Origin of the sequence: Paraburkholderia flagellata (genome assembly GCF_021390645.1) — a bacterium.
Lineage (GTDB): Bacteria > Pseudomonadota > Gammaproteobacteria > Burkholderiales > Burkholderiaceae > Paraburkholderia > Paraburkholderia flagellata.
This window is the reverse complement of record NZ_JAJEJT010000002.1, coordinates 1,182,822-1,195,922: the sequence shown is the minus strand read 5'-3', so window position 1 is coordinate 1,195,922 and position 13,101 is coordinate 1,182,822. Positions and strand designations below refer to the sequence as shown.

The following is a 13,101-nucleotide window of genomic DNA, read 5'->3' as shown; positions in this document are numbered from 1 at the left end:
GTCACTTCGGCAGTAAACGCACCGGCGCCGCCGCCGGGCGAAAGCTACATACGGAGGAGATTGATCATGGCAACCGCTTCCCATCCCCCATTCGACGCCTCGCTCGGCAACGCCTTGGGCGCCTCATTCGACACGTATCGCACGAACACATCAGCCGCGCTGCGCTTGCTCGTCGGGCAGCAGCAATGGCGCGAGCAGCTATTGAAGCTGGAGCAGCGCCGCATCGAGCGCGACCGCGAGGCGGTCGAGGGCCTGCTCGAATCGCTGCGCACCGCACGCGACTGGACCGATTTTGCGGTCGCCACGCAATCGGTCTGGCGCGATTATCTCGGCGCGAGCACCACGCTCTGGCAAGAGAGCGTCGCGGCGGCGATGCAGGGCGCGAGCACGTGGTCCGACAGTGCGCGCGATTTCACGCAGCAGTGGCAAGAGGCCTGCGCGGGTGCGCAAGCCGGCGCGTCCAAGGTCCCCGGCGCGCTGCCGATGCGCGAGTGGATGAACGCTTTCGAGCGTGCGATGAGCAGCGCCGCCAATGGCGCCGCGCATCCGGGCAAAACAGCGGGTGCAGGCCGCGCACACGGCGCGAGCGCGGGCGGAGGCCAGCATGGCCACTAAGCGCGTTGCCTTCGTCACGGGCGGCATGGGCGGACTCGGCGAGGCTATCAGCCGGCGCTTGCACGACGCGGGCATGACCGTCGCAGTCTCATGCTCTGCGGCGAACACGCGGGCCGACGCGTGGCTTGCCGCCGAACGCGCGTCGGGCCGCGATTTCGGCTGTCATCAAATGAACGTTGCTGATTGCGAAGCCTGCGAGCGCGCGGCGCTGCAAGCGCTCGACGATCTCGGTCAGGTGGACGTGCTCATCAACAATGCGGGCATCACGTGCGACCGCAGCTTCGTCAAGATGTCGAAAGCCGACTGGGACTCCGTGCTGCGCACCGATCTCGACGCGCTCTTCAACGTGACGAAGCCGTTCTTGCCCGGCATGATCGAGCGCGGCTTCGGGCGCATCATCAATATCGGCTCGGTCAACGGCTCGCGCGGCGCTTTCGGGCAGACCAACTATTCGGCGGCGAAGGCGGGCATGCATGGCTTCACGAAGGCGCTCGCACTGGAAGTGGCGAAAAAGGGCGTGACGGTGAACACCGTGTCGCCGGGCTATCTCGCCACGCAAATGGTGGAAGCCGTGCCGAAGGACGTGCTGGACGCGCGCATCCTGCCGCAAATTCCGGTGGGCCGCCTCGGCCAGCCAAACGAGGTCGCGGCACTGGTGGCGTTCCTCTGCTCGGACGACGCGGGGTTCATCACCGGCGCCGATATCGCGATCAACGGCGGCATGCACATGCAATGACGCGCCGCGCAGCGACGCAATAATTTCGCGCTCGGCAAAAAAAGGGTCTTGCAAACGCGCAAGGCGCCTTCATGTTGGAACGGTAAGCGGCAGCGACCGCGCCGCGTGAGCGGCGCGATTCGTTGCCGGCGATTATCTGTCGTTGACCGTAGGGACGTCATGCGCCTGCACTAACTGACAGATAATTAAGGAATCCGATGTAACGTTGATCGTTGCATGGACAAGGAAAACGTTCAGCCCATGGAGGCATCAATGAGCAATATCTCGCGTTACGATCCGTTTTCGATGGAAAGTGTGCCCGATCTGTTTCACGGGCTGTTTCGGCCGTTGCGTGCCACGAGTGGCGTGGAAGGGCAGGCGGCCAGCATCCGGATCGACGTGACGGAAGACGAGGCTGGCTTCACGGTGAAGGCCGAAATGCCCGGCGTCGATCGCAAGGACATTGACGTGAAAATCGATGGCAATCTCGTTTCGATCGCGGCGAAGGTCGAGCGAGGCAGCGAACTGAAGGAAGGCGAGCGCGTCGTGCGTCGCGAGCGCTATTCGGGCAGCGTGAGCCGTGCGTTTACGCTTGCTGCGGAAATCGACGACGAAAAGGCGAGCGCGCAATACAAGGATGGTGTGCTGACGCTAGCGCTGCCGAAGCGGGCCGCGGCCGCCAGTAAGCGCCTCGAAATCAATTAAGGCAGAACAGGTGTAGAGCGGGCGGCGCGCAGACTGCATATCGTGCAGTTGCGCGCCGCTTTTTTAGGGCAGGACGTTGCCGATTCATCGACAAGTAACGCAGCGAAACACGACTGTAGCGAAACTGTACGATTGACTCGCTATGCTGGGGAGACTCAAGCCCACGGCCCTTCGGTCGAATGCTTTTCGGGCATGTGGCCGGAATTGGCGCGCAAACGCTGACTCTGGCCAACCACTGGAGAGACCCGATGCTCAGCCACCACGAACTAGCGACATTGCTGCTGATCCGTGATACAGACGCGCCGATTCAGACGCTCGATTCCGATTTCCTGGCGCTTCAGCGCTACCGTCTCGTCGAGATGGACCAAGCGGGCGGCGACCCCACGCTGCGGCTCACAACACGCGGTCGCGAACTGCTGCGGCGTCTCACGCATGACGAGGGCGGCGAGCGCAGTATTTGAGCGGTCGGGACACCCCGGTGTCGTGCAGCAACGCGTGTCAAGAGCGTTTCATTGAGCGCTACGCCCGTTACATTCATGTAATACGCTGCGGAACACTCTGCGATACAGTGCTGGCTTTTGGTTCCAACCCACGCTGTTTTCACACGCAAAAGCCGAGTCATGAACGCCGTTACCAAGCCCGTTGTCCGCCTGTTTGCCCTGATTTCCTGCGCCGCGCTCTTCGCGCCGCTCGCTGCTGTCGCCGCACCGTATCACCACGAGGTGTGCCACGTCGAACACGTTCACCATCACGCTGAACGTGTGTGCCATCACGTGCACTGAAATTGCGCCGACTGCGAAACTGACTGCAGGGCAAAACGCCGCACTTCTGTGCGGCGTTTCTTTTTAAGTCATGTAATAAGGATGACGAAATAAAAATCGGATATTTGTGCTGCGACATCTCGTAATTAATTGAAAGAGCGGGGTCACACAAAAAATATCGCGGCGCGATATGCTCCGCGTTTCGTTGCATACATTTTGCTTGCAGCGAGTCTCGCCATCGAAACCGCAAGGCGCCAAAGCAAGCAATGAAAAACATCACGTCGCTAGCCGCATCCAGTGTTGCAGTCAGCGCGCTCGCTATGGCTTCCGGACCGGTTTGCGCGCAGGAGTTCACGCTCTATACAGGGCCGCTCAAGAGCGGCGCCGATCATACCTATTCGTGGCAAATGGATTACACGGAGGGTTTCGGCCAGTATTTTGCTGGCAGCATAGCGTGGTTGAACGAAGGCCATATTCCCAATCATCACCGCGACGGGCAGAGCATCCAGGCGTGGGCGCGCCTGCCGCTCGCGCAGCGCCGCTTTGTGTTTGCGGTAGGCGTCGGGCCGTATCGCTATTTCGACACCGAAGCCGCGTCCCAGGGCCAAGGCTGGTCCGACACGCACGGTTGGGGCGTGCTCTATAGCGCGCGCGCTACCTGGTACGCCGCGAATCGCTGGACTGCGAACCTGCAGCTCAATCGCGTGCAGGTATCGCGCGGTCCATCGACGACATCGCTCATGCTGGGCGTCGGCTACCAGCTCGACGCGCCCGATACGCCAGGCCCGCGCGATTTCGCGTTGCCGCGCACGCAGAAAGTGACGAACAACGAGATCACGCTGATGGCGGGCGAGACGATCCTCAATAGCCTCGAATCGCAGACATCGGCGGCCGAGGCGATCGAGTACCGGCGCGGCATCAACTCCTTTCTCGACGCTACGGTGGGGTATTTGCACGAGGGGAATGGCATCTCGGCGCGGCGCGATGGCGCGACGGCGCAACTCTGGCTCACGCGCGCGTTTTTCGACAAGCGTCTCACGCTGGGGTTCGGAGCGGGCCTCTACGCCGCGATTCACCACGGCGAGCACCCCGACGAGCGCGATACCGGCGACGGTATTCTCTCGGGCCTCATTTCCGTCTCGGCTTCATATCGCTTGACGCAGCACTGGGCCGCGCGCGTTACGTGGAATCGCGTCGTTACGCGCTATAGCCGCGATACGGACGTGATCCTGGGGGGTATCGGCTATCGGTTCTGAGTGTGGCGATGTAGCCAGCGCGGGCGTGGCATGCTTGTGCATGGACTTGCTCGCGCGCGTCGCCGCGTCAACCACCCGGAGGTGGACGACCGCCGCCACCACCACCAGACCCGCCGCCGCCACCGCCGCCGCTGCCGCCACCAGACCCGCCGCCGCCTCCGCCGCCGCCGCCGCCTCCGCCACCGCCACCGCCAGACCCACCACCGCCGCCACCACCACCCTGCGGCCGATTATTCCCGCCACCGGACGGTCGCCCGCCGCCTTGTCCCTGTGGCCGTCCGCCGCCCTGGCCAGGCGGTCGGGCATTCCCTTGTCCTGGAGGCCGCGCGTTGTTGTTTCCGGGGCCCGCGCCGGGTGGCCGGTTTCCCTGTCCCGCGTTGTTGTTGGGCGGACGATGCCCTCCGCCTTGGTTAGGTGGACGATTCCCGCCGCCTTGACCAGGCGGCCGAGCGCCGCTGGGCGGACGGCCGCTGGGCGGCCGCGGCCGCACGGGCGGCGGCGGCACGGGCCGCGGCCCCGGATGGCGCGCCCACCGCGATTGATTGGAGAACCATGGCCGGTCGCGGTAGTGACTGCCCCAGTACGCGCCGAGCGAGAACGTCACGACGGGCAGACCGATTCGCGGGCCATAGCTCATCACCGGCACCCGCTGTCCTTGCCACGGATAGCTGATAAAGGTGCCGTAGACCCAGCCTCGCAGGCCCGGAAAACCGATGTCGCACCAGCTAAAGCCAGCGACGCAACCCCACACCGTCACTGCCACGCCTCCCGGTATCTGGGCGACGATAGGGAAATCGGCTGCGGGTCCGGCGTAGAGATTGACGGTCTGATTCGTGAATGCCTGCGATTGGGCGTGTGCGGGCGGCGAAGCCACGAACATGCCGGCTAGCGCGGCGAGCACGACACCGAGAAACTGCTTGCGCATTGCTGCCTCCCGCCGGGCGGAGTCACCCGGATATTTATTGAGATAGCAACGTCTACGGTAGCAGATAAGACTTTTAGGGCGAGTTTGAGCGTGTTACGGCTTATTTCGTGCGGGCACGCAATCGCGGGTCCGGCGCGGCGTTCAGCGCGCGGTTGCCGAATTGCCGGCGGCGGACACGCATTGTGCCGCGCTGTGCAAAAATCGCGGCCTCGGTTCGCATCCAAGAAAACACGCGGCCGATTCCGTATCAGCAGACGAGGAGCAGACCATCGTGATTCAGCGTATTTCCCATTTCTTTACCGGCGTAGTGCATCGGATCTTGCCGGACCCGCTCATCTTCGCCATTCTCCTCACCGTCGTGACTTTCGTGCTGGCGTTCTCGCTCACGCCGCAGCCGCCCGAAGCGCTAGTCATGATGTGGGGTTCGGGCTTCTGGAACCTGCTCGCGTTCGCGATGCAGATGGTCCTGATTCTCGTGACCGGCCATGCGCTCGCCAGTTCCGGCCCGATCAAGCGCATGCTCGTCGCGTTGGCGAGTTGCGCGCGCACGCCGGGCCAGGGTGTGATGCTGGTTGCGTTCGTGGGCGCGATTGCCTGCGCGATCAACTGGGGCTTCGGCCTCGTGCTCGGCGCGATGTTTTCGCGCGAAGTGGCGCGGCGGGTGCGCGGCACGGACTACCGGCTGCTCGTCGCCGCCGCGTACATGGGCTTTCTCACGTGGCACGGCGGGCTTTCCGGCTCGGTGCCGCTCGTGGCGGCCACGAAGGGCAATCCGATGGAAAAGGCCGTTGGCCTGATCCCGGTCTCGCAAACTATTTTCACGGGCTACAACGCGTTCATCACGCTCGGCCTGATCGTGCTGCTGCCGATTCTCGTGCGCCTCATGATGCCGAAGCCCGAAGATGTGGTCTCGGTCGACCCCGCGCTGCTCGAAGATCCGCCGAGCGTCGAGCGCAAGCTCGGACCGGACGCGACCTTCGCCGAGCGCATCGAGGAAAGCCGCGCGCTCTCGCTGCTGGTGGCGGCTTTGTGTTTCGTGTTCCTTGGCATCCGCTTTCACACGAAGGGCTTCGCGCTCGACATCGACACCGTGAATCTCGTGTTCCTCGCGGCTGGCCTCGTGCTGCATAAAACGCCGATGGCCTACGCGCGTGCCGTGGCCGGCGCCGCGAGGGGCGCCTCGGGCATCATGATCCAGTTTCCGTTCTACGCGGGCATTCAGGCGCTCATGGACCACTCGGGTCTCGCGGGTGTCATCACGAAGTGGTTCGTCGATATCGCGAACGTGCACACGTTTCCGCTGCTCGTGTTTCTCAGCTCGGCGGTGATCAACTTCGCGGTGCCTTCGGGCGGCGGCCACTGGGTCGTGCAGGGGCCGTTCGTGATGCCGGCGGCGCAGGCGCTCGGCGCGGACCTCGGCAAGTCGGCGATGGCGATCGCCTACGGCGAGGCGTGGACCAACATGGCGCAGCCGTTCTGGGCGCTGCCCGCGCTCGCGATCGCAGGCCTTGGCGTGCGCGACATCATGGGTTACTGCGTGACCACGCTGCTGTTCTCGGGCGTGGTGTTCGTCGCAGGGATGTATCTCTTTTGAGCGTGAGGCGGGCGGCGCCTGCGCGCCGCCCGCTCATTTGTGCTTCGTGTGCTTCGCCAGATAGTCGCGCAGCACGATCGCATGATTGCGCTGCGTGTCGTGCGAGCCATAGAGCAGGGAGATGTGCCCCTTACCGGCCGCTTCGGCGAGCGGATGCCAGGCGTCCGGGTTGGCGTTCAGCTCGGCCAGATAGCGCTTCTTGAATTCGTCCCACTGTTCCGGATCCTTGTGGAACCATTGGCGCAGTTCGGTGCTCGGCGCGACCGCTTTCGCCCATTCCACGTTCGCGAGTTTTTCCTTGCTCAGGCCGCGCGGCCACAGCCGGTCCACCAGAAAGCAGTGGCGCCCATCCTCGGGCAGCGGCTCGTAGACTCGCTGGATATCGATTGCCGGTTTCGTCATTGTCGGTTCCCTGGTTGAGGATGGCGCGTGGCGCTGCCCGGGTGCCAGCAACGCCTGCACGCGCGCCTGCAGCGCGGGCACGACATCGTGATCGAACCACGGGTGACGCTTGAACCACACCTGATTGCGTGGCGACGGATGCGGAAGCGGCACGAAATTGGGTGCATAGTCGCGCCAGGCTGCCACTGTTTCGGTGAGCGAGCCGCGTCGCTCGCTGCCCAGAAAATAGCGCTGGGCATACTGGCCGACGAGCAGCGTCAGCCGCACGCCGCGCAATTGCTTGATGAGCCGCGCGTGCCAGAGCGGGGCGCATTCCGGGCGCGGCGGGTTATCTCCACCCGCGCCTCGTCCGGGGTAGCAAAAGCCCATCGGCACGAGCGCGACCTGGGCCGCGTCGTAAAACGTTTCGCTATCGATGCCGAGCCACGCGCGCAGCCGTTTGCCGCTCGCGTCATCCCACGGCACGCCTGAGGCATGGACCTTTGCGCCCGGTGCCTGGCCAACGATCAGCAGACTTGCCGTTTCGCTCGCCTGAAGCACTGGGCGCGGGCCGAGCGGCAGCGCGTCCGCGCAGGCATGGCAGGCGCGGATTTCGGCGAGCAGGGCAGGAAGCGGGTCCGATAGCGAAAGCGGCCCGTGAAGCGGATGGGCATTCGACACGGCAAGGCTGGAAAGCGTGACAGAAGATCCAGTCTACCAAACGCCCCCTTGGCGCGCCGCTCTGTCCAGCACGATTCGAGCCAGCGCAAGCGCGCGTGAAGCCGCGTGAACCCGCATTGCGCGCTGCGTCATTCTCGTGCGGCCATTTGCGCTTTTCCTGTAACCTCGCTCGTGGTCGATCTGGAACGGAGCCGCAATGCCCGCCGAAGCCGAGACGTCAACCCGCACGACCCGCAACGAGCCCTTGCTCGTCGATCTCGCGCTGCAAGGCGGCGGCTCCCATGGCGCCTACACATGGGGCGTGCTGGACCGCCTGCTCGAAGAACCGTGGCTGCAGATCGAAGGCATTTCCGGCACCTCGGCGGGCGCGATGAACGCCGCCGTGCTCGCGGGCGGCCATGCGCGCGGCGGCGCGGCCGGCGCGCGCGAGGCGCTCGAGCACTTCTGGCGCCGCGTGTCCGACGCAGCGCGCTTCAGCCCGTTCCGGCGCGGCCCCGTCGACATCCTGCTCGGTCGCTGGTCGCTCGACCATTCGCCCGTGTTTGTCGCGCTCGACATGATGGCGCGCGTCGTCTCGCCATACGATCTGAATCCGGGGCGCGTGAATCCTTTGCGCACGATCCTCGCCGACACCATTGATTTCGACGCATTGCGTCACTCGCGCATCAAGCTTTTCGTCACGGCCACGCGCGTCTCCAACGGCCAGGCGCGCGTGTTCCGCAATGCCGACGTCACGCCTGACGCACTGCTCGCCTCGGCTTGCCTGCCCACGCTCTTCCAGGCCGTCGAGATCGACGGCGAAGCCTACTGGGACGGCGGGTACGCGGGCAATCCCACCATGACGCCGCTGATTCGCGAGACCGATTCGATCGACACGATCCTCGTGCAGGTGAACCCCGTGGAGCGCGCGGGCACGCCGCGCTCGGCGCGCGACATCATCAACCGCGTGAATGAGATCGCGTTCAACTCGCCGCTACTCAAGGAACTGCGCATGATGGCGCTGCTGCACAAGGTCGCGGACGCGGGCAGCGAGGAGGGCCGCCGCTGGGCGGGTATGCGCCTGCATCGCGTGCATAGCGCGAAGCTCGTCACGCTGGGCTCGTCGTCGAAGCTCAACGCCGAGTGGTCGTTCATCACGATGCTGCGCGACGAAGGCCGCCGCACCGCCGATGAATTCCTCGCGCAGCACGGCGCGCAACTCGGCGAGGCGTCGACGTTCGACTTCGAGGCGCTGCTCGAAGGGGTGCTGCAATGAGCGCGGGCACGCTTGTCATCGGCCTCGCGGGCATGCTCGCGAGCCTCTCGCTGTTGATCTGGCTCGCGTATCGCGGCTGGAGCGTGCTGCTGCTTGCGCCGCTGTGCGCCATGCTGGCCGCGCTCATTTCCGGCGAGCCGGTGCTCGCGCACTGGACGCAAACTTTCATGTCGAGCACGGGCCGCTTTCTCGCCCAGTTTTTTCCGCTCTTTTTGCTCGGCTCGCTGTTCGGCAAGCTGATGGAGGACAGCGGCTCGGTGGATGCCGTGGCGCGCCTCATGATCGACAAGCTCGGCACGCGTCACGCACTCGTGGCCGTGGTGCTGGGCGGCGCGCTCGTCACTTATGGCGGCGTGAGCCTCTTCGTCGCGTTCTTCGTGCTCGCGCCCATGGCGCAGGCGCTCTTTCGCTCCGCCGATATTCCGCGCCGCCTGATGCCCGCCGCGATCATGCTCGGCACGGCGACCTTCACGATGTCGGCGCTGCCCGGCACGCCCGCGCTGCAAAACGCTATTCCCATGCCGTTTTTCGGTACGACGCCGTTCGCGGCGCCGGGACTCGGCGTGATCGCGAGCCTCGTGATGGCGGGCTTCGGCCTCTGGTGGCTCGGGCGCGCGGCGACAGCGGCGCGGCGCAACGGCGAGGGCTTCGTCGAGCCAGACGACGGCGGCGCCGACGACGAAGATCGTGGCAAGTCCTCGCTCGTGCGCGAGCGCGCGAGCCTCGCGCAAGCCTTCGACCCTGCCGAAATCGGCAATGGCGCAGCGGCATCGGACCATGCCGGGCCGCCGTCGCCCTTCGTCGCGCTCGCGCCGCTCGTGGTCGTCGTGGCGATGAACTTCGTGATGAACGTCGTGGTGTTTCCGCGCATCGACGCGTCCTACCTGGCCGAACCGCGCTGGGGCTCGACCACGCTTTCGGCGGTGGCGGGGGTGTGGGGTGTTTCGGTTGCGCTCGCGCTCGGCATTATCGTGCTGGTGGCGTTGAATCGCGGGCGGCTCGGTGCGCTGCGCGAGAGCGTCGATGCGGGCGCGAACGCGTCGGTGCTGCCGGTGCTGAGCGTGGGCAGCCTCGTGGGCTACGGCGCCGTGATTGCCGCCTTGCCCGCGTTCGAAGCCGTGCGCGACTGGGTGCTCGGCATCGGTGGTGGCCCGCTCGTTTCGCTCGCCGTGGCCACGAACCTGCTCGCCGGGCTCACGGGCTCTGCCTCGGGCGGGTTGACCATCGCGCTCGACGCGCTCGGCGGCACCTACATGCAGCTCGCCGCCCAGCACGGCATCAATCCGGCTTTGCTGCACCGCGTGGCCGTGATGTCGTCGGGCACGCTCGACAGCCTGCCGCACAACGGCGCCGTGGTGACGCTGTTGGCCGTGTGCGGTTCGACGCATCGCGAAAGCTACCGCGACCTCGTAGTGGTGAGCATCGTCGGCGCGCTCATCGCGCTCGCCGTGGTGATCGTGCTCGGGACGCTGTTCGGCAGTTTCTGAACGTTGTTCCCGCGCGAGACACGCCGCTGGGCAACGATCCGCCAACGCGCGTAGACTCTCGCGATGCAGCGGCCTTTCGCCAGGAGGCTTCATGAAATTGCTTGCAGTCCACCCGAGCGGACTGATGTACACGCGCGTGTTCCTGCGGCTCGAGCCGCTGGGTCTCGAATCCGTGGCCGGCACGGCGCGCGACGCCGGCCACGACGTGCGGCTTCTCGATCTGCAGGTCGAGACGCACCGCGACCTCATGCGCATGGTGCGCAACTGGAAGCCCGAAGCGCTCTGCTTTTCGGGCAACTATCTGGCCAACATTCCTGAGATCATCGACCTTTCGAAGGCCGTGAAGGCTGCGCTGCCCTCGTGCTTCGTGTTCGTGGGCGGGCACAGCGTGTCATTCACCGCGCACGATCTGCTGCGCCATGCCGAAGGCGCGATCGACTGCGTGCTGCGCGGCGAAGGCGAAGCTTCGGTGAACGAACTACTCGAAGCGGTGTCGCACGGCGCGGATCTGCTCGCCGTGCCCGGCGTCTTGACGCACCATGGCTCGGGGCCGTCGCCACGCTTCGTCGAGAATCTCGATCCTGTGCGGCCCGCGCGCGACCTGCTGCGCCATCGCCGCAAGTACTTCATCGGCACGCTCGATCCGTGCGCCTCCATCGAATTCGCGCGTGGCTGCCCGTGGGACTGCACGTTCTGCAGCGCGTGGACGTTCTACGGACGCAGCTATCGCACGCGCAGCCCCGAAGTCGTCGTGGACGAACTGGCCTCGCTGCGCGAACCGGGCGTGTTCATCGTCGACGATGTGGCGTTCGTGCATGCCGAACACGGCATGGCGATCGGCGAGGCGATCAAGCGGCGTGGCATCAACAAGCGCTACTACCTGGAAACGCGTGGAGACGTGCTTCTGCGCAACAAGGACGTGTTCCGCCTGTGGGAGTCCATTGGGCTGAAGTACATGTTCCTTGGTCTGGAGGCGATCGACGAGGAGGGGCTCAAGGCGTTTCGCAAACGCATCAGCCTCGACCGGAACTTCGAGGCGCTCGAGTTCGCGCGTTCGTTGGGGATTACCGTCGCGATCAACCTGATTGCCGATCCGGAGTGGGACCGCGAACGCTTCGAGACGATCCGCAAGTGGTGCCTGGAGATTCCAGAGATCGTCAACATCAGCGTGAATACGCCGTATCCGGGCACGGAGAACTGGCAGCGCGAGGCGCGGCGCCTCATGAGCCTCGACTACCGGCTCTACGACATCCAGCACGCCGTGGTGCCGACGAAGCTCCCGCTTCCCGAGTTCTACGCGGAACTCGTGAAAACGCAGCAGGTGCTCAATCGCAAGCACATGGGCTGGACTGCGCTGCGCGGCGCGGCCGGGCAGGCCACGCATCTGCTGTTGCGCGGCCAGACCAATTTCGTGCGCATGCTGTGGCGCTTCAACTCGGTGTTCGATCCGCGCCTGCAGTTGGCCGATCATGCACGCGAAGTCCACTACGAGATGACGCCGCCGCCCGGTATGAGCGGCGCGGCGCAGGTCGATATGAAGACCGTCTACATTCATGGCCCCACCGGCCGCAAGGGCCGCAAGATCGACGACGACACGGAGAAGTTCGTCGACGAGACGCGCATGGGGCTTGGGTGAGTTTTTTTGGCCTGCCTCTTGATCCAGCATCTCGGCACGCAGCGTCTGCCCGCGCTGTTCGCGTTCAAGAGCCGCTGCGACGCGTTTTTCGAGCGGCTGCCGTTCTTTCCAGTAAACAAAAAACGGCGGCGGTTATCGAACCGTCGCCGGAAGGGGCATGAGCCCCTCGCGCTGCGCTGCCCAGCGTGCTTCCCCCGTATTAGCTCTTCGTTGCCATTGCCATCCAGCCGTTCTGCGTGCTGATCTGCGCGACTTCTTTCGCGATCGAGCGAGCCAGTTTGCCGGCATCCGACGAGAGCGTGTCGCGCTTTGCCTCCGATGCGCCGTGCAGACCACCGCCCACCACGGCCGCCGTTGCGACATGGCCGGCCGCCGCGCCCACGCCCGCCGTTTCGGCCATGCCGGGCATATGGCCGCTGTCCGCCTTCGTCTGGAAGCTCAGGAGCGGTTGCGGCTCGCCGCCATTGGCCGGCTGGAACAGCACGGCGATCGTCGCGCCCACTTCGCTCTTGCCCGCACCGAGACCGATCAGCATGCGGCGGCGGCTACTGCCCGCGCCCATCGTGTCGATGCGGCCTTCGACGATCAGCGCGTTGCGTCCGGCGGGCGCGGGACCGTCCATGCGCACGGCGGGCAGACCCATTTTCTGGAGTTCACTCACGAGTTGATCGGCGAGATGCTCGCGCGTTTGCAGCGCGGCCTGCTGTTGCTGCTGCGCCGACGACTCGCCGCTCGCCATCGTCTTGAGCTTGTGCAGCATGCCGGTGCTGTCCAGCTGCACCTGGTCGGCGGCGGCGTCGAACGTGTAGACGTAGACGACGTCTGCGTGCAGTTGCGGAAGCGGCCCGTTCGTTTGCACGACAGGCGCGGCCGATGCGCAGCCGCTCGCGAAGAGCGCGCCCGCGAGGAACGTGGCGCCCGCGACGCGCTTGGCCTTGTTGACGAGGAAGTTGATGAGCGATTGCATGTCGATGTCCTTTGCCTGAAAGAGTGTCTCGTGTCTGCCGATACTCGCAAATCATTCAGGATGGCGAACTATCGACCTTGGTGCTTCGGCGTCTGGGCTGCGGTTTGCTTCGTTCCGTTGCTC

13 protein-coding genes and 1 pseudogene are annotated in these 13,101 nt (G+C 65.2%); 10 read left to right on the top strand and 4 right to left on the bottom strand.

The features are described 5' to 3' along the window. Positions 1-66 precede the first annotated feature (66 nt). From L0U83_RS19755 to L0U83_RS19730, 6 genes are all read left to right on the top strand, one after another. Positions 67-615, top strand: coding sequence for a hypothetical protein (locus L0U83_RS19755; RefSeq protein WP_233885639.1), 549 nt, complete (start codon positions 67-69; stop codon positions 613-615). After that, positions 605-1,351 (top strand): acetoacetyl-CoA reductase, encoded by a 747-nt coding sequence (phbB, locus tag L0U83_RS19750; RefSeq protein WP_233885638.1) that lies wholly within the window; start codon positions 605-607, stop codon positions 1,349-1,351. Before L0U83_RS19755 ends, phbB begins: the two co-directional genes overlap by 11 nt. Before the next feature lie 252 nt (positions 1,352-1,603). Then, complete coding sequence (locus tag L0U83_RS19745; protein WP_233885637.1) at positions 1,604-2,035, top strand: Hsp20/alpha crystallin family protein; 432 nt, start codon at positions 1,604-1,606, stop codon at positions 2,033-2,035. Between the two features lie 248 nt (positions 2,036-2,283). Continuing rightward, entirely contained in the window at positions 2,284-2,496 is a 213-nt protein-coding gene (locus L0U83_RS19740) for a hypothetical protein (protein ID WP_233885636.1), read from the top strand. Positions 2,497-2,655: 159 nt separating this feature from the next. After that, positions 2,656-2,817, top strand: a complete 162-nt coding sequence (locus L0U83_RS19735) for a hypothetical protein (protein WP_233885635.1) — start codon at positions 2,656-2,658, stop codon at positions 2,815-2,817. 299 nt (positions 2,818-3,116) lie between these two features. Beyond that, positions 3,117-4,052 (top strand): hypothetical protein, encoded by a 936-nt coding sequence (locus L0U83_RS19730; protein WP_373321095.1) that lies wholly within the window; start codon positions 3,117-3,119, stop codon positions 4,050-4,052. Positions 4,053-4,119: 67 nt separating this feature from the next. Here the strand turns inward: L0U83_RS19730 and L0U83_RS40835 are convergent, their stop codons facing one another. Beyond that, complete coding sequence (locus L0U83_RS40835; RefSeq protein WP_373321094.1) at positions 4,120-4,932, bottom strand: SH3 domain-containing protein; 813 nt, start codon at positions 4,930-4,932, stop codon at positions 4,120-4,122. A 316-nt stretch (positions 4,933-5,248) separates the two neighbouring features. Between L0U83_RS40835 and L0U83_RS19720 the strand changes: the two genes are divergently transcribed. Further along, a complete protein-coding gene (locus L0U83_RS19720; protein WP_233885633.1) occupies positions 5,249-6,571 on the top strand; it encodes a TIGR00366 family protein in 1,323 nt (440 codons plus the stop codon). A 33-nt stretch (positions 6,572-6,604) separates the two neighbouring features. Here the strand turns inward: L0U83_RS19720 and L0U83_RS19715 are convergent, their stop codons facing one another. After that, positions 6,605-6,973 carry a DUF488 domain-containing protein gene (locus L0U83_RS19715; protein ID WP_233886574.1) on the bottom strand — a complete coding sequence of 123 codons (369 nt, stop codon included), beginning with the start codon at positions 6,971-6,973 and terminating at the stop codon, positions 6,605-6,607. A 42-nt stretch (positions 6,974-7,015) separates the two neighbouring features. Beyond that, positions 7,016-7,633 (bottom strand): annotated as a pseudogene (locus L0U83_RS19710) (uracil-DNA glycosylase family protein); the annotation flags it as partial. A 196-nt stretch (positions 7,634-7,829) separates the two neighbouring features. On the opposite strand from L0U83_RS19710, the gene L0U83_RS19705 reads away from it, so the two are divergent. The 3 genes from L0U83_RS19705 to hpnR all read left to right on the top strand — a co-directional run bounded on the left by L0U83_RS19705 (position 7,830) and on the right by hpnR (position 12,011). Continuing rightward, complete coding sequence (locus L0U83_RS19705) at positions 7,830-8,888, top strand: patatin-like phospholipase family protein (protein ID WP_233885632.1); 1,059 nt, start codon at positions 7,830-7,832, stop codon at positions 8,886-8,888. Continuing rightward, a complete protein-coding gene (locus tag L0U83_RS19700; RefSeq protein ID WP_233885630.1) occupies positions 8,885-10,375 on the top strand; it encodes a GntP family permease in 1,491 nt (496 codons plus the stop codon). Before L0U83_RS19705 ends, L0U83_RS19700 begins: the two co-directional genes overlap by 4 nt. A 91-nt stretch (positions 10,376-10,466) precedes the next feature. Beyond that, on the top strand, positions 10,467-12,011 hold the full coding sequence (gene hpnR / locus L0U83_RS19695; protein ID WP_233885628.1) for a hopanoid C-3 methylase HpnR: 1,545 nt from the start codon (positions 10,467-10,469) through the stop codon (positions 12,009-12,011). A gap of 199 nt (positions 12,012-12,210) precedes the next feature. Here hpnR and L0U83_RS19690 read toward each other — a convergent pair whose 3' ends face one another. Beyond that, entirely contained in the window at positions 12,211-12,978 is a 768-nt protein-coding gene (locus L0U83_RS19690) for a DUF4410 domain-containing protein (protein ID WP_233885626.1), read from the bottom strand. Positions 12,979-13,101 lie beyond the last annotated feature (123 nt).